Source organism: Flavobacterium sp. AG291 (assembly GCF_003350375.1).
In the GTDB taxonomy this organism is placed as follows: domain Bacteria; phylum Bacteroidota; class Bacteroidia; order Flavobacteriales; family Flavobacteriaceae; genus Flavobacterium; species Flavobacterium suzhouense.
Map to the genome: position 1 here is coordinate 197341 of NZ_QQAR01000001.1, position 16251 is coordinate 213591.

Annotated in this window: 16 protein-coding genes; 3 read left to right on the forward strand and 13 right to left on the reverse strand. The window is 37.8% G+C overall.

All coding sequences use genetic code 11. The features are described 5' to 3' along the window. Positions 1-47: 47 nt before the first annotated feature. Positions 48-2603 carry a BamA/TamA family outer membrane protein gene (locus DEU42_RS00905; RefSeq protein WP_114756600.1) on the reverse strand — a complete coding sequence of 852 codons (2556 nt, stop codon included), beginning with the start codon at positions 2601-2603 and terminating at the stop codon, positions 48-50. A gap of 39 nt (positions 2604-2642) precedes the next feature. On the opposite strand from DEU42_RS00905, the gene DEU42_RS00910 reads away from it, so the two are divergent. Then, positions 2643-3380, forward strand: coding sequence for a TrmH family RNA methyltransferase (locus DEU42_RS00910; protein ID WP_114756397.1), 738 nt, complete (start codon positions 2643-2645; stop codon positions 3378-3380). Here DEU42_RS00910 and DEU42_RS00915 read toward each other — a convergent pair. The 12 genes from DEU42_RS00915 to DEU42_RS00970 all read right to left on the reverse strand — a co-directional run bounded on the left by DEU42_RS00915 (position 3367) and on the right by DEU42_RS00970 (position 12410). Continuing rightward, complete coding sequence (locus tag DEU42_RS00915; RefSeq protein ID WP_114756398.1) at positions 3367-4080, reverse strand: porin family protein; 714 nt, start codon at positions 4078-4080, stop codon at positions 3367-3369. The genes DEU42_RS00910 and DEU42_RS00915 overlap by 14 nt on opposite strands. Position 4081: 1 nt before the next feature. Further along, positions 4082-4813 carry a bifunctional demethylmenaquinone methyltransferase/2-methoxy-6-polyprenyl-1,4-benzoquinol methylase UbiE gene (gene ubiE / locus DEU42_RS00920; protein ID WP_114756399.1) on the reverse strand — a complete coding sequence of 244 codons (732 nt, stop codon included), beginning with the start codon at positions 4811-4813 and terminating at the stop codon, positions 4082-4084. A gap of 99 nt (positions 4814-4912) precedes the next feature. After that, on the reverse strand, positions 4913-5818 hold the full coding sequence (locus DEU42_RS00925) for a hypothetical protein (protein WP_114756400.1): 906 nt from the start codon (positions 5816-5818) through the stop codon (positions 4913-4915). 37 nt (positions 5819-5855) lie between these two features. Beyond that, on the reverse strand, positions 5856-6308 hold the full coding sequence (locus tag DEU42_RS00930) for a GNAT family N-acetyltransferase (protein WP_114756401.1): 453 nt from the start codon (positions 6306-6308) through the stop codon (positions 5856-5858). Positions 6309-6310: 2 nt separating this feature from the next. Further along, positions 6311-6802 carry a dihydrofolate reductase gene (locus DEU42_RS00935; RefSeq protein ID WP_114756402.1) on the reverse strand — a complete coding sequence of 164 codons (492 nt, stop codon included), beginning with the start codon at positions 6800-6802 and terminating at the stop codon, positions 6311-6313. Next, positions 6802-7146 (reverse strand): 2TM domain-containing protein, encoded by a 345-nt coding sequence (locus DEU42_RS00940; protein WP_114756403.1) that lies wholly within the window; start codon positions 7144-7146, stop codon positions 6802-6804. The genes DEU42_RS00935 and DEU42_RS00940 overlap by 1 nt, the downstream gene beginning before the upstream one ends. 75 nt (positions 7147-7221) lie before the next feature. After that, positions 7222-8058, reverse strand: a complete 837-nt coding sequence (locus DEU42_RS00945) for a hypothetical protein (RefSeq protein ID WP_114756404.1) — start codon at positions 8056-8058, stop codon at positions 7222-7224. 74 nt (positions 8059-8132) lie between these two features. After that, a complete protein-coding gene (locus DEU42_RS00950) occupies positions 8133-8966 on the reverse strand; it encodes a hypothetical protein (protein ID WP_114756405.1) in 834 nt (277 codons plus the stop codon). A gap of 18 nt (positions 8967-8984) precedes the next feature. Further along, positions 8985-9809: a thymidylate synthase gene (locus DEU42_RS00955; protein ID WP_114756406.1), complete on the reverse strand. Its 825-nt coding sequence runs from the start codon at positions 9807-9809 to the stop codon at positions 8985-8987. 78 nt (positions 9810-9887) lie between these two features. Continuing rightward, on the reverse strand, positions 9888-10511 hold the full coding sequence (locus tag DEU42_RS00960; RefSeq protein ID WP_114756407.1) for a bifunctional nuclease family protein: 624 nt from the start codon (positions 10509-10511) through the stop codon (positions 9888-9890). Between the two features lie 95 nt (positions 10512-10606). Next, complete coding sequence (locus DEU42_RS00965) at positions 10607-11575, reverse strand: electron transfer flavoprotein subunit alpha/FixB family protein (RefSeq protein ID WP_114756408.1); 969 nt, start codon at positions 11573-11575, stop codon at positions 10607-10609. Between the two features lie 88 nt (positions 11576-11663). After that, complete coding sequence (locus DEU42_RS00970; RefSeq protein ID WP_114756601.1) at positions 11664-12410, reverse strand: electron transfer flavoprotein subunit beta/FixA family protein; 747 nt, start codon at positions 12408-12410, stop codon at positions 11664-11666. A gap of 274 nt (positions 12411-12684) precedes the next feature. Here DEU42_RS00970 and DEU42_RS00975 point away from each other — a divergent pair, with 274 nt between their 5' ends. Both DEU42_RS00975 and DEU42_RS00980 read left to right on the forward strand, forming a co-directional pair. Further along, entirely contained in the window at positions 12685-13662 is a 978-nt protein-coding gene (locus DEU42_RS00975) for a pyruvate dehydrogenase complex E1 component subunit beta (RefSeq protein ID WP_114756409.1), read from the forward strand. Positions 13663-13729: 67 nt separating this feature from the next. Continuing rightward, complete coding sequence (locus tag DEU42_RS00980; RefSeq protein WP_114756410.1) at positions 13730-16225, forward strand: DUF5686 and carboxypeptidase-like regulatory domain-containing protein; 2496 nt, start codon at positions 13730-13732, stop codon at positions 16223-16225. Positions 16226-16251: the final 26 nt, after the last annotated feature.

Genomic DNA, 16251 nt, shown 5'->3' on the forward strand with positions numbered 1-16251 from the left:
TGTTTTTGTTTTTTAGAATTAGAATTGACAAAAATAATATTTTATACTTAGAACGGATAATTAATTCCGACATTTAGAACTGATTTTGAAAGATTATATTCTTTAAACCAGCGATCGCCCTCTTCACGACCCGGATTATAGGTTTTAAAACCTACGTCAAATCGTATCACGAAAAAGTTAAAATCGTACCTGAATCCAAGGCCTGAGCCAAAGGCAAGGTCTCTAAAAGATGAGAACCCGTTAAAAGTTTTTTTCGGGTCATCAACTTCATCAAAAACATTCCAGATGTTTCCGATGTCGCCAAAAATTGCTCCGTTTAGTTTGTCGAAGATATTAAAACGAAGTTCAGCACTATAAGCCATCTTAAGATTGGCTTCGTTAAAGTCGTCAACTCCACCGCTACTTCCGGGGCCTAAACTATAAGGTTGCCAGCCACGGTTGTCGTTCGAACCTCCTGCAAAATAACTTCGGGAAAAAGGAATAGAGGTAGAGTTGCCATAAGGAACTGCCAGTCCGAAGAAAGCGCGCATGGCAAGTACTTTACCGCGCCTTAGGTCCCAGTGTTTTATAAAGTCGAGTTCACCTTTTAAATATTGTGAGTATGCCACATTAAAAAGCGTTCTCTGGCTATTGGTGTTATTAGGGTCTACCAATGTGCCGCCAAGCAGGGATAAAAGCGCACCTGCCGACTCTACTTTTGTTTTGAATATAAAGAAAGTGTTGTCGTTTAGGTTTTCACGACTGGTCCTGGTATAGGTGTAATTGCTCGCGAATATAAGGTTGTTTTCTGTTAGCCTGTCCCTGCGCTGTTCTATACTGTTTACATTGTCTTTGTCTGTTGTTGAAACAGCTATGGAGCCGTTCTCAACGTCTTTAATAAAGTTGTCTGCACCTCCGTTCTCAATGTCCAGATCTCCATTTTCATTAAAGTAAGAAGATGGCACGCTTGGATAATCCTGCGCAATATTATTTAATCTATTATAGGATGATTGGTATACCTTAAAGTAGTTTTCAGGATTAAGGTTCCTTACATATTGAAGATTCAAAAGGTCAAGTCTGGAAGAATAGTGCTTTCTTATCGGAGCCCAGTTGTAACTTAATACTCCGGTAAAGTTTTCCTTGTCAAGTCCAATATTCTTTTGACTGCTTATACCCAAACTGAAAATAGTTGAAGGAATCAGGTTTTTAGGAATTATCTTTTCAGTATTGAAAGGGAAGAATATCCTTGGGAATGTAAGTTTAAGATCGGCACCATACTCCAGGATGTTAAAAAAAGCTTTGTCCTTTATGGCGTTATCGTTTGACGAACCTATGTTTCCGCGTGTGGAAAGATCAAGAATTTCCGCACCTCTGAAAACATTACGCATAGAAACCCCAAGGCTTCCTGCAATACCTATATCCTGAATGTTTGAGTGCATAAAGTCGGCACTTACATTAAATCGGAATTTTTTCTTCGGAATCAGCTTAATGCTTGCAATCAGTGACTTGCCTGAAGGGTCGTTTTTATCCTCGGTGTACTCTATTGAAGGGTTGTTGAAAACCCTAAGATTGCTTAGATAACGTGATGTAAGTGTTCTTCTGATATCGGAATAATCAGTTTCCGGAGCAACGAAAATAGCATCAGTTAGTGCTTTTGGCCTGTAATTAAGTTTTCCTGTACTGTAAATATTAAAGCCTTTATAGCTTGTACTGTCTATAGACTGATCTTCGCTGTTTGGGTTTTGGGTATAAATATTTACCTGGCTTACTTTATAGAGCTTAAATGGCCTTATAAAAGTTGAGTCCCCCTGTCTTACCGACTCATTGTCTATAATAAGGTCTACATTCGCTTTTCTTCCTCCATTGTTTACAGTGTCTATAACATAAGTAATGTAGTTCTGCTGAAAATTATAAGCACCATGATTTCTAAAATGATTGGTAATCCTTTCCCTTTCGGCTGTAAAATTAGTTTCCTCGTACTGCTGACCCTGTTTAATGAGTGATTTGTCTTTTATAGTAGTATAAAGGCTGTCAAGTGCGGGTGTTTCTATATAGCGATTAATTGTGTCCAACATATATGGAGCGCCGGTAATTACATCATAAGTAACCTTTGCTCTCTTATCAGGGAGTGTGTCTATCTTGTAACCAACACTTGCCCTGAAGAACCCTTTTTTGTAGTAATAGGTAAACAAACGATTTCTCGATTTTTTTATCCTGTTAATATCTACAAGTACAGGAGCTTCTCCTGTTTTCTTCAGGAAATTACTAATTCCCGATACAACAAATGAATTTCCAAGACGCTGTACCTGCTTTTCGGAGAGTAATTTTCTGTAGCGTTCGTGTCTTCCGGGTTTTCTGTCCAGCCAGTCCAGGTACATAGAGTCGGCATTGGGTTTCGCCATATTATACATGTGCAGCCTGAGGTGGAAGCCCAATATGTCGCTGTTTGGCTGTTGGTAGAGTTGGTCGTGAACTATTTCGTCATTCTTAACCTTGTCGTTTACAAGGATTTCATTTTTTTCGAGCAGGTGTTTACCTTCCGGAACCCTTCTTACAAGAGAACAGGAATATAAAATCCAGCCCGATAAGATAAATAGTATTATTTTTGTTGCTTTATTTCTCAAGACGGTATAGCCAAATAGTAATTCAAAAATACATTTTTTATGCTTAGTAAAAACCAAATTAAAATAATAACGGGCTTACAGCAAAAAAAATACAGGAAGCAGCATAAATTGTTTATTGCCGAAGGGATAAAGGTAGTACAGGAATTACTGAATTCCAATTTTGAATTACACCAATTATTTACCACTCAGGATATTTTTAAGGGAATAGCAAAGGATAAGATTGAGCTTATTACAGAAGCAGAGCTTAAAAGAATAAGTGTCCTTACTACGCCTAATGGTTGTCTCGGACTTTTTGTAATGCCCGATGAAAAACCAGTACCAAATAACGGACTGATTGTTGCGCTTGATGATATTCGCGATCCGGGTAATCTGGGAACAATCGTTCGTCTTTGCGACTGGTTTGGTATAGAGCATCTTATATGCTCTGAAGAGTGCGTAGACGTCTATAATCCTAAAGTTGTACAGGCAACTATGGGATCGCTCACGCGTGTTAATGTAGTATATACCAATCTCGAAAATTATCTGGCAAACACAAAACTACCTGTTTTTGGTACTTTTATGGATGGCGATAATATTTACGAAGAGGCATTGCCAGCTAACGGAATCATTGTTATGGGTAATGAGGCTAACGGTATATCTCAAGCTATAGAGGCTAGGTCAACACGAAGGATATCCATACCGCGCTTTGGTGACCTTCAGCAGACGGAAAGCCTTAATGTAGCCACGGCAGCAGCTATAATCCTAAGCGAATTCAGGAGAAATTTTAGTGGAAGGTAAAATTGATGAAGATGCCTCTGGTTTTCATCGATTCAATGTTTCCGGTATAAGGGCTGTTAGGGTCGTTGTCCCTGATAATCTCATCATTTAAACTGAATACTCCACGAATAGACGGTGAGAACTTAAAGAATTCAAAATAAAGATCGACTCCGGCTCCAATCTCATAATAGTTGGTCCATTTTTTCATTCTGAAACGTGCCCCTGTCATGTTATCGTCCTTTACATTAAAGTTACTCGAAAGGTTTAAGGAGCGTGAAACACCACCTACAAGGTAAGGCCTTACGTTTCCTGTTCTTTTTGACGAGAATTTTAGTAATAGCGGAAAATGAAGATAGGTCGATTTTACCTCTCTTTGCTTGTCAGCAGTTGTGCCCTCTACATTATGAAAGGTAAGGTCACGCTGCGTATAATATAGTCCCGGTTCAAAACGAAGATCCAGGTATTCAAAAAGGCGTAGGTTACCCACAAGGCCTACGTTAAAACCAGTAGATTTTTTAAGTTCTATGTCAACTTTTGGATCGTTGATGTAGTCAAATTTAAAATCATAGCTGTTAAAGCCAAGGAAATACCCCCAGTGAACTCTTTGTTTGTCAAAGTTTTCAAGGTTAACAATTGGGTCTTTGCTGAAAACCTGCGTACCAAACTGAGCATGAGCGCACAGGCTGGTAACAAGCAGTATATATAAAAACAGTTTCTTCATTTTATTGTTTTGAAGCAGTGTAAATTGTTGCCACTCCAAAAGTTTGCGGCATATTCTTAACCTCTATAAACCCAATTTTACGTAAAATATTGTTCAAAGCTTCACCATGTGGAAAAACTGATGCCGATTCGCTCAGGTATGCATAAGCCGAACGGTCTTTAGAGAACAGTCTGCCTATAAGAGGCAGCAGGTTTTTGCTGTAAAAATTGTAACCTTGTTTAAAAGGGAATTTTGTTGGTACAGAAGTTTCCAATATCACAAAAACACCTCCGGGTTTTAGTACGCGCAAAATTTCGGCAAGGCCTTTATCAAGCGTTTCAAAGTTACGAACGCCAAAAGCTACAGTAATAGCATCAAAGTAATTGTCTTCGAAAGGCAGGTTCTCGCTATCGCCATACACCAGTTTGATTTTTGAATCAAGACCTTTTTCAGTCACTTTCTTGCGGCCTACTTCCATCATGCCTTCAGAAATGTCGGCTCCAATAATTTCGGTGGCCGATGTCTGTGCCATAAGAATGGCAAGATCTCCGGTGCCGGTAGCGATATCAAGAATAGTTTTAGGATTCTTGTCAGCAACAAGCTTAAGTACTTTTTTGCGCCATTTAACGTCTATCCCAAACGAAATTACGCGGTTAAGGCCGTCATAATTACCGGAAATAGTGTCAAACATCTGGGCGACCTGTTCTTTTTTACCCAGGCCGGAATCTTTATAAGGGGTTACGTTTTGCGACATTGCTATTATTTACGAAGCAAAGATAGAAATAGTTTTGTTAATAGGGAGTTAGAAATGAAATTACAGGAAGGGAAGTTGTATAAATTGAGGAATGATATTCTAACTCAAATTTTTAATTTTATGTATAAGAGCTACTTCTCTGCCTGCAAAATTTGTTTCGGCTTCTAAAAAGGCAATATCAGATTTCTGTATGTCAAAAATTGTCTTAGCGACAGCGCCAAATTTGAGCCTCGCTAAGTTTTCAATAGTGTCAGCTGTTAAAGTTATAAAGCTTTCAAATGATGATAAGGTATATTTCATCTTATGAAGTAGAAATTGTTGAGTGTATTCTTCAAGCAAATATTCTAACTTTTGTTCTATTTCTTTAGTGCTGAGATTTTCTTTGCTAACTTCATTAATCCAATTTCTAAGGCGGTAAGACTTTAATTTGAAATCAGGATCACTTTTAAGTTCTGATAATTGTAAATAATTAAAATCGGTGGGAGTGGGTATTTTATTTGTCAGAATTGAATAAACGGCTGAGTTTTTTACAGTGTGCTCATCTAGGAACTGATTATGGGGTTCTTTCAAGATGGGTATATAAATGTTTTTATTGACAGTGTTTAATTTCATTGAATAACATCTTGAATTTAAATCCTGAACTTTCTCTTGTGATTCGATTAAATCAAAAAAATATTTAATACCACTTTCTTTATTGTTATATGCTACCTCATAACTTATTTCGTAAGCCTTATTTAACATTCGTTGGATTAAATCATTATTGACTTTAGGTGTTTTTTTCTCGTCTAAAATCTCTATAAATCCATACTTTTCTAAATTTTCTATTTCCTTTAATTTTGCATAATATTCTTTTTCGTAACCTAATTTTTGAATTATGGGTAGTAGTAAGTCTATCTTTAAGTTTTCTTTTATAAATAATTTATCATAAAGATACAATAAGGGGTCTAGTTTGTTTCCAAGTAAATAATCGGCAGGGCTTAAACTGTAAATTCCAATATTTTTCATGATAATTTTTTTGTTATTTTAAAGTGGGGTGTCGAAACTAAACTAAATCATTGTATAGCATCTCCATCCTGTACATATCAATTCCCTTTGCCCAGTAATCTTTAATGACTTCTTTTAGTGCAAAGCCAAATTTCTCATAGAATTTATACACCAACTGCGAGGTGCGTACAGATATATTCTCAATGCCTGCGATGGATTTGATGACATCCAGCCTGTGCTGTGTGAGCTGTCGGCCTACACCTTTGCCTTGATGCTCAGGATGGATAATATCCCATGATAAGGCTGCGTTCTTGCCTCTATTGGTAATGTTGATGCCACCACTGCCAATAATGTTACTATTATCTTCTACTGCAAAATAACGATCTATGTGGTTAGCGAAATAATCCCTTAAGTCCTGTTCTTCTTCCGGGGCAAAATACTGAGGTGTGTTCAGCCTGAGTAGTGTTATAATGCTCTCGCCATCGGCAGGAGTGTAGGGACGGATTATCATACTTATTTTTTAGTATACACCTGAAACGTCATATCATACTTATGCTTCTCATCTTTCGGATGAAAATTTTCTCCTGAAACTTCCCATTTTTCAGGGTCGATGGCAGGGAAGTAAGCATCTGCATCTTCAAAAGTAGCATGCACACGGGTCAGGTCAAGTTTATCGGCACGGTCAATGCTTTGGTTGTAAATCTCGCCACCGCCAATGATGTAAACCTCTTCATCCTGAGGGCTCACTTTTATAGCCTCGTCAAGGCTGCCTACAACAATGCATCCTTCCGGTGCTTTATAATCGCCCTGACGGGTAATAATCACAGAGGTACGATTGGGCAGGGCAGAAGGGAAGCTTTCAAAGGTTTTGCGTCCCATGATGATATAATGTCCCGACGTACGTGTTTTAAAGTGTTTAAAATCATCCGGCAGGTGCCACATCATTTTGTTGTCTTTGCCTAAGGCATTATTCTCTGCTATGGCAGCAATAAGGGTAAGTGTCATTATAGTGTTGAGGTTGTATTGTTGTCGTTTTCCAGTTTTTTTTCAAGCTGTTCAATGCGGCGTTCCTGGCGGGCAACAAGTTTGGTTATCTGGTCTTGTTCCCATTTTTTATTGATAAAGCTTTCTGTAACGAATACTTTAATGAAATGCATGATGAATAGGAAAGCCCATGCAGTTATAGCCCATAGATACCAGTCGTCCTGCGGATCTACATCGAGCCATTTGTTGATGATGTAAAAGAAGAAGCTGCAAACGAAAAACAGTATAAAGTGAAAATAAACGCGTTTTTTTTGCTTTACTCTTTTTCGGGCATATTCATAAAGCTCCTGTTGATTAGGTTCCATTTCTTAGGTTTTGGTAAGCTAAAGATAGGGAAAATGTTGAAGAGAACAATCTGCGTTAGTCTGGTTACGGTTAAATTAATTACCATAATAGTTTTTTATGGTCATACTTGTTTTTACAGGCAAATTAAAATCCTGGATTGTAGGGATTCCTCTTATTAGTGCCGGTTGTGCCGGAGGTATTTTTGTAAAAGCTCTTTTAATGTCTTCCTTAAGTTTTTTTGTTTCTTTATGGAGTTCCTGGGTTCCTCCTATAACATCTACAAGTATAAAGCTCCCATCTGTATTTACGAGGTAGAAAACATTGATTTGATCTGTGTAGCTAACTAAAGTCTCAGGCAGGGTTACATTTTTTCTGATGACTTCAAAGACCTTTTTATGGAAACAGATTTGAGACTCATGTAAGTCACCTTCGCAGTTTTTGTATGTTGCTAATCTTTCGTAGCCAATGCGTTTATTTGTCAGAAGAGGTGGTGCAAGCATGTAGCTTTCATATCCGGGTGTCGGAATGAATGTCAGGTTGTAAACGTGCACACTTTGACGTGTTAAATGTTTATCACTCTTGGGTTCAAAAGCAGGTAGCTTTGATATAAGGTATCGTGCTGATGCCTGTAGGTTTTTGTTTTCGCAGTATACTTCTATATCTTCACGGATTACTTTTCCCTGCTCGTCTGATATAAAGAGTATTGATATGTCCAGCCCGTCTTTATACGTGGAGTTTTTAATTTCCTGCGTAAGAGTAGGGGTTATTAATTTAGATATTAAGTTTTTAAATGATTCGTTGGTACAGAAATATGGGTCTTCCTGATTTAAGCATTCTTTAAATAAGGCCTGGTCGCCTTGTTTTATACCAGAGTTTTGCGCTAAACTGAAAAAGCACACTGCAAGTGCAAGTGTCAACAATACTGATTTCATGATTGGTTTTAGTGGTTATTAAGTGACCATGTTGTGAATATAGTCGTTTAATTATTCGGATAGCTTCCCGAATGTTATCTGTAAGTGTTGATATTAATTTTCACTGGCAGATTATAAGATGCTCTGACCTTGACACCTTCATAATTTCCGGGGATAAATTTAGGAAGACCATTAAAGGCTCTTCGGTACTGGTTTATCAGTGCTCCGCAATCGCTAAGGTTGCATACAATATCAGTAATAGTTATCGAACCATCTTTTTCAATGATAAAAGATGCGAGCATATTAATTTGTCCGATAAAATTCTTGTCAATGCTGTTTGTTTTAATGCGCTTCGAAATGTGTTCGTATAACTTTTCAATGGTACATTTCTTGGCTTTTTCGGCGTCTTCACAGGCACATTTAGGTAAAACGGGCTCGTTCCCCAAGCTAATGTAGTTAGGTTTAATGCCTTTTTCTTTAAGGGTTTCCTCTGAAGCGGCCTCGTATGTTTTACTTTCGGAATTGTATATAAAAGTATATCTCTCTAAATGAGCGCTTCTTCTGTCTTCTTCATTTTCTCCTTTAGGGCTAAAAGGAGAGAGGTGTAGTATATATTCTTTTACAGCACTTTCTAAACCTTTATTATCACATGCAATCTTGATGGTTTCAGGGATTACGTTACCATTTTGGTCGGACAAGAATGCTAATCCAACTGAAAAATAATTCTTCCCCATTTTCCATCGGATGTCGGTAGTTATTTCAGGTGTGATTAATGCTGATATATCGCTCCAAAGCTTTTCAGATGTACATTTTGTGGGAGATTCTGCGTTTAGGCACTCCTTGAATACGGCATGTTCAAGACGTTGCTCCTGCGCATTTACAATGAATGATAAAAAGACAAGAACAATTGCTATAGTAGTTTTAGTCATTGGATGGTATGAAGATAGTTAAACTGCCACTACACCTTTAATATGAGGGTGCGGATCATAGTTCTCTAAAGTGAAGTCTTCAAATTTAAAATCAAAGATGTTGGTCACTTCAGGATTTATTTTCATGGTTGGAAGTGGTCTTGGCTCTCTGCTAAGCTGTAATTCCAATTGCTCAATGTGGTTGTTGTATATATGGGCATCTCCAAAAGTATGGATGAAATCTCCCGGCTGTAATCCTGCTACCTGAGCAATCATCATTGTTAATAATGCGTACGAAGCAATGTTAAACGGAACTCCAAGGAAAATATCGGCGCTGCGTTGGTATAGCTGACATGATAGTTTGCCTTCAGCTACATAAAACTGAAAAAAGGCGTGACACGGCGGTAATGCAACTTTGCCATTGGCAACATTTTCAGCAAATGATTTTGAAGTGTCCGGCAATACGCTTGGATTCCATGCAGAGATAAGCATCCTTCGGCTGTTAGGGTTGGTTTTCAGGGTTTCGATAAGTTCTGTGATCTGGTCGATTTCTTTATCATCCCAATTACGCCACTGGTGGCCGTAAACCGGGCCAAGATTACCGTCTTCATCAGCCCATTCGTCCCAAATGCGTACGCCATTATCATTAAGGTAGCCTATGTTGGTATTGCCTTGTAAGAACCAAAGCAGTTCGTATATAATCGACTTAAGGTGCAGTTTTTTGGTTGTAACCATTGGGAATCCCTCGCTAAGGTCAAAACGCATCTGATAGCCAAAAACGCTTTTTGTTCCTGTACCTGTACGGTCACCCTTCTGTACTCCGTTTTCTAAAACATGCTTTACTAAATCGTGATACTGCTTCATTTTGATGTTTATTTGTGGGTTTGGTTATTTGGTTATTCGTACAGCTGTGTCGAATAACCGAATCAAACAAATAACGTGTTAACTCTCTCTCTTCGAAATTTCGTCGCGGATCTTAGCCGCTTTTTCATAATCTTCATTTTGCACGGCGCTTTCCAGCATTTCGTGCAGTTCCTGTAAATTGTAAGCAGAATAACCTTCGCCTGATACGGTTTCGGTGCCAAAGGTCTGCGGCTCTGAAAGGATGTCTTCCGGTTCATTAATGTTACCCTCAGCATCCGGTTCCGGATTTATCTTCAAGTAAATTCCGGCTTTGTCCAAGATATTCTTATAGGTAAATATAGGTGCATTAAAACGCAATGCAAGCGCAATTGCGTCAGATGTTCTTGCATCAATTATCTCTTCAATGCGGTCTCTTTCGCAAATAATACTTGAAAAGAAAACGCCGTCGACAAGTTTATGGATGATAACCTGCTTGACGATAATATCAAACCTGTCAGCAAAATTTTTGAATAAATCATGAGTCAGCGGCCTTGGAGGCTTGATCTCTTTTTCTAAGGCAATTGCGATAGACTGGGCTTCAAAAGCACCAATGACTATTGGCAATTTCCTTTCTCCATCCACTTCATTAAGGATAAGCGCATACGCACCATTTTGGGTTTGGCTGTATGAGATTCCTTTTATAGTAAGTTTTACTAAGCTCATAATTGGTTTTACCTAAATAGAAAAAGGGCTATCGGGCAAAGATAAAAACTATCGTTAGCCTGATAGCCCTTTTAAGGGCACAATTTATAATAAAATTATGAGTTTTGCGCTTTGAACGCTTTAATTTTTTCAGTCAACTTAGGAACAATCTCGAAAGCATCACCAACCACACCGTAGTCTGCTACTTTAAAGAAAGGAGCATCAGCGTCAGAGTTGATAACTACTTTTACTTTAGATGAGTTGATACCTGCAATGTGTTGTATAGCTCCTGAAATACCTATAGCGATGTAAAGGTTAGAAGCAACCGGCTTACCTGTTTGTCCTACGTGCTCGCTGTGAGGTCTCCACCCAAGGTCAGATACCGGCTTGGAACAAGCAGTGGCAGCACCTAGAACAGCTGCAAGTTCTTCAAGCATACCCCAGTTTTCAGGGCCTTTAAGTCCGCGACCTCCAGATACTACGATCTCGGCATCAGCGATAGTTACTTTTCCTGAAACTTTTTCTGATGATTCTACTTTTACAGCAAAGTCAGCATCGTTAAGCGAAGGAGAGAATTCTTCTTCAGTAGCTGATGCGGCATTTTCGAATACGCCATACGAGTTTTTACCGATAGCAAGAACTTTTACGTCTGTATTGATTTCTGTTATATTGAATGCTTTGTTAGAGAAAGCATTTCTTTTTACCTGGAAAGGAGAAAGGCTTACCGGTTGAGCAACAACGTTTGAAGCATAACCAGCCTCAAGAGCTACAGCTACAAGCGGAGCGATATAAAGGCTGTCTGTAGTAGAGTTGAAAAGAACGATTTTAGCACTTTCTTTTTCAGCAGCCTGTTTGATAGCGTCAGCATAAGCTTTAGCGCTGAATGCAGTAAGTTTGTCTGATTTTACATTAAGTACTTTATCTACACCATATTTACCAAGATCGGCAGTGTTAGATGCATTTATAGTTAAGGCAGTAACAGTTGTTCCTGTTTCTCCTGCAATTTTTTTAGCGTATGAAGCAAGCTCGAAAGCTGTTTTTTTGAATTTACCCTCAGCAAATTCAGCATATATTAATATTGACATCGTTATTAATTTTTTAATTGATTAATGTAGCAATGTAACAATTGATAGTGTTGTAATTGGTACATTGAATAATTAATTCATTGTTACATTAGATTACTTTCGCCTCGTTGTGTAAAAGGTTTACAAGCTCGTCTAGGTTGTCAGGGCTTATTAGCTTAACAGCCGATTTTGGAGCAGGTTTTTCAAACTTCACAGCTTTAGTAGTATTGTTTGCTCCTACAGGCTCAAGGATAGTAAGCGTTTTTTGTCTTGCCATCATAATACCACGCATGTTAGGGATTCTTAGGTCTTTTTCTTCTACCAGACCTTTTTGTCCGCCAATTACAAGAGGTAATGTAGCGCTAAGTGTTTCTTTACCGCCGTCAATTTCTCTTACTGCTTTAGCGTCAGTTCCTGTTACGTCAAGGTTGATGCAAGAATTAACAAAGTTGTAACCAAGTAGTCCTGCAAGCATTCCCGGAACCATTCCTCCATTATAATCAAGTGATTCTTTACCTGCAATTACAAGATCGTATCCTCCGTTCTTAACAACTTCTGCAAGCTGTTTTGCAACAAAGAAACCGTCAGTTGGATTTGCGTTAACACGTATTGCTTCGTCAGCACCAATAGCAAGGGCTTTTCTAAGCGTAGCCTCAGCATCAGCACCACCTACGTTTACAACTGTAACGTTTGCGCCGGCTTGCTCTTTAAACCATATTGCTCTTGTTAAACCAAATTCGTCGTTAGGATTAATTACAAACTGAACACCGTTAGTGTCAAACTCGCTGTCGCCGTTTGTAAAGTTAATTTTTGCTGTGGTATCAGGCACGTGGCTGATGCAGACTAATATTTTCATTTTTATAAAGTTATAAAGTTGAGGTTTTTCCGTTACGAAAATAATAAATTTATCTAAATAAAAAACTATGCACGCATAACAAATGTAATTTTTGTAAAAAAATCCGAAAATAAATTTATTAATCATAAAAATTAATCGTTAAAATACTGATTATTGCCAATAGTTGATGTTTTGCCAACAACTTACTAACAATGTATTTATTTGGAGATATAAGGGTATTAAATAATTTTAAATCTTTATTTTTGCCATTCATTTAATACGAATAAGAAGTTACATGAGAACGATACAGTTTAGAGAAGCTATTTGCGAAGCGATGAGCGAAGAAATGCGTCGCGACGAGTCTATATATTTAATGGGTGAGGAAGTTGCCGAATATAATGGTGCTTACAAAGCCTCAAAAGGAATGCTTGATGAGTTCGGTCCAAAAAGGGTAATTGATACTCCTATTGCCGAACTTGGTTTTGCAGGTATTGCTGTTGGCAGTGCTATGAATGGTAACAGACCAATTGTTGAGTTTATGACTTTCAACTTTGCGCTTGTAGGTATCGATCAGATCATCAATAACGCAGCTAAGATGCGTCAGATGTCGGGTGGACAATTTACAATGCCAATGGTATTCCGTGGGCCGTCTGCTTCAGCAGGTCAGCTTGCTGCTACGCACTCTCAGGCTTTCGAGAACTGGTATGCAAATACTCCGGGTCTTAAAGTTGTAGTTCCTTCAAACCCTTATGATGCGAAAGGACTTTTAAAATCAGCTATCCGTGATAACGATCCTGTTATCTTCATGGAGTCTGAGCAGATGTATGGAGATAAAGGCGAAGTGCCTGAAGGAGAATATACAATTCCTCTTGGTGTTGCCGATGTGAAACGTGAAGGTAAAGATGTTACTATTGTTTCATGGGGTAAAATCCTTAAAGAGGCATTTATTGCTGCTGATGAACTTGCTAAAGAGGGTATCAGTTGTGAAATTATCGACTTAAGAACTATACGTCCGATGGATCACGATGCAATTCTTAATTCAGTTAAAAAAACTAACCGTTTAGTGGTTCTTGAAGAGGCTTGGCCATTCGCAAGTGTTTCGTCTGAAATAACTTACATTGTTCAGGAAAGGGCTTTTGATTATCTTGATGCTCCTATCCAAAGAATTACTACTGCCGATGTACCGGCGCCTTTTTCACCAGTATTGCTTAAAGAATGGCTTCCAAATGCGGCAGACGTTATAAAAGCGGTGAAAAAAGTTATGTATAAATAAGAAAATAAACACCTATATTTGAAACTTCATCATACTATTTGATGAAGTTTTTTGTTTTATAGAATACATGAAAAAAAAGTTACTGTTTTTGTTCGGGTTTGTATTGCTTCTTTCAGGCTCTCTTTTGGCACAAACCAAAGTGGGTGGAATTGTTTTAGATGATACTAATGGCCCGATACCTTATGCTAATATTTACTTTAAAGGGACAAGTGAAGGAGTTATCTCTGATGAAAACGGTAAATTTTATCTTGAATCTCCTAATAATTATACTACAATTGTTGTTTCATTCGTTGGGTTTGCACCTAAAGAAATAACACTGACTAAAGCAGTTTCTTACGGGCTTACTGTAAAACTTAGTGAAGGGCAGGAGTTGAAAGAGCTGGTATTGTATTCCGGAAAAACTTCTAAAAAAAATAATCCTGCCATAGATATACTTCGAAAAATATGGGAGCGCCGAAGAAAGAACGGGCTTAAGATGTTTGATCAATATGAATTCGATAAATACGAAAAGGTAGAATTTGACATGAACAGCATTGATAGTGCTTTTATGAAGAGGAAAGTGTTTAAGGGTATGGAATTCATATTCAATCATATTGACACTTCTAATGTTACAGGAAAAACATATCTGCCTATATTTATTAATGAAGCGCTTAGTAATGTATATGGAGATAATGTAGCTAAAAGAAAAAAAGAAATTACGAAAGCGAATAAAAATTCAGGATTTAGTAATAATCAGCAGGTAATTGCTTTTATAAAGGATTTGTATGTTGATTATGATATCTATGATAATTACCTTAAGTTTTTTGATAAAGATTTTGTGAGTCCTTTATCAAGAACTGGTATTAATGTTTATAACTATGTGTTGGCAGACAGTACGTTTATCGAGAAAAAATGGTGTTATAATATAGTTTTTTATCCAAGGCGCAAAGGTGAACTTACTTTTAAAGGAAATTTTTGGGTAAACGACACGACTTTTGCCATCAAAAAGATAGCAATGTCTGCCAGTAAGGAAGCTAATATCAACTGGGTAAAAGATATTTATATCGAACAGGAATTTGACGTGCTGAATGATTCGGTCTTCCTTCTTAAGCGCGACCACATGATGTCTGATTTCGCAATTAGTAAAAAAGAAGAATCGAAAGGCGTGTATGGTAAAAGAACCACGCTTTTTAGGGACTATGTTTTTAATAAGAAAAAGCCCGACAATTTTTATACAGCCGACGTAAACAAATTTGATGAGGCTATACTTACTAAGAGTGACGAATTTTGGGAAGAAAACCGTTTCGAATCTCTTAATAAAGACGAGAAAGGTGTTTACAAAATGTTAGATACCCTGCAAACAGTCAGCAAATTTAAGAGGATGTATAATTTGGTGGCAACTTTAGGTAGTGGGTATTATCAAATGGGACATTTTGATTATGGTCCGATCTTCTCTAGTTTTGGCTATAACGATGTTGAAGGGATTCGATTAAGAACAGGGGGGCGTACCTATTTCGGGCAAAATGATCCATGGCGAGTGGAAGGTTATGTTGCTTACGGATTTAAGGATAATAAATTCAAATACGGAAGTTCAGGGAAATGGATGGTAAATAAAGATAAGCGTATTATCCTTGCAGGAGGGAACAGGCGTGATGTAGAGCAGATTGGAGTCAGCCTAACGGCGACGAGCGATGTGCTGGGTAGAAGTTTTGCTTCTTCATCCCTTTTTGCAAGTGGCGATAATAGTAAGCTTACGAATGTTAACTTTACTACTTTTTCGGCAGAAATAGAGCCGTTTAAAAATCTTGTTTTAAAAGGCAGCTTTAATTATCGTACATTAGAATCGGCATCGCCTTCAACTTTTAAAATGGATTATTATTTAGATCCTAACGATCATTCTAAAGGGACTAAAGGATCTTTAAAACAATATGAATTTGGTTTTCTTCTGGATTTTACACCAAAAAGAAGAACTGTTGGTTATGGTGTAGAGCGTACCGATGTAGATTATAATTACACGCGTGTTTATCTGAATTTTTCTCAGGGGATTAAAGGTATAATGGATAGTGATTTTGATTATAAAAAATTACAATTCTATTATCGTCAGCCGGTTTTGGTTGGAGGTTTCGGAAGGTTGTTTGCAACGCTTGAAGCCGGAAAAATATTTGGAGAGGTTCCGTTGGGTTTAATGGGAATTGTGCCGGGTAACCAGTCGTATTTTATTATAGAGAATACTTATAATTTGCTGGATTACTATGAATTTGTGGCTGATGAATATGTGTCGTTGCATTTTGAACATAATTTCAACGGAAGGCTGTTTTCAAGGATTCCCGGGCTTCGCAGTCTTAATTTGAGGGAGATTGTAGGTATAAAAGGTATCTATGGAACCGTGTCGCAGGATAATATCAACATGAATGCTTCAAGTATTGTTTATAAAGCTCCGGATGATTTATATTGGGAATATCATGCCGGTATCGGTAATATCTTTAAGGTATTCAGAATTGATTTTGCCTGGAGAGGAGGCTACAGAGATGTTCCGGGGGCTAATATGTTTACTGTAAAAGGTGTTTTTGGATTCCATTTTTAATCAGGATATTATAAAAAAATGTAATT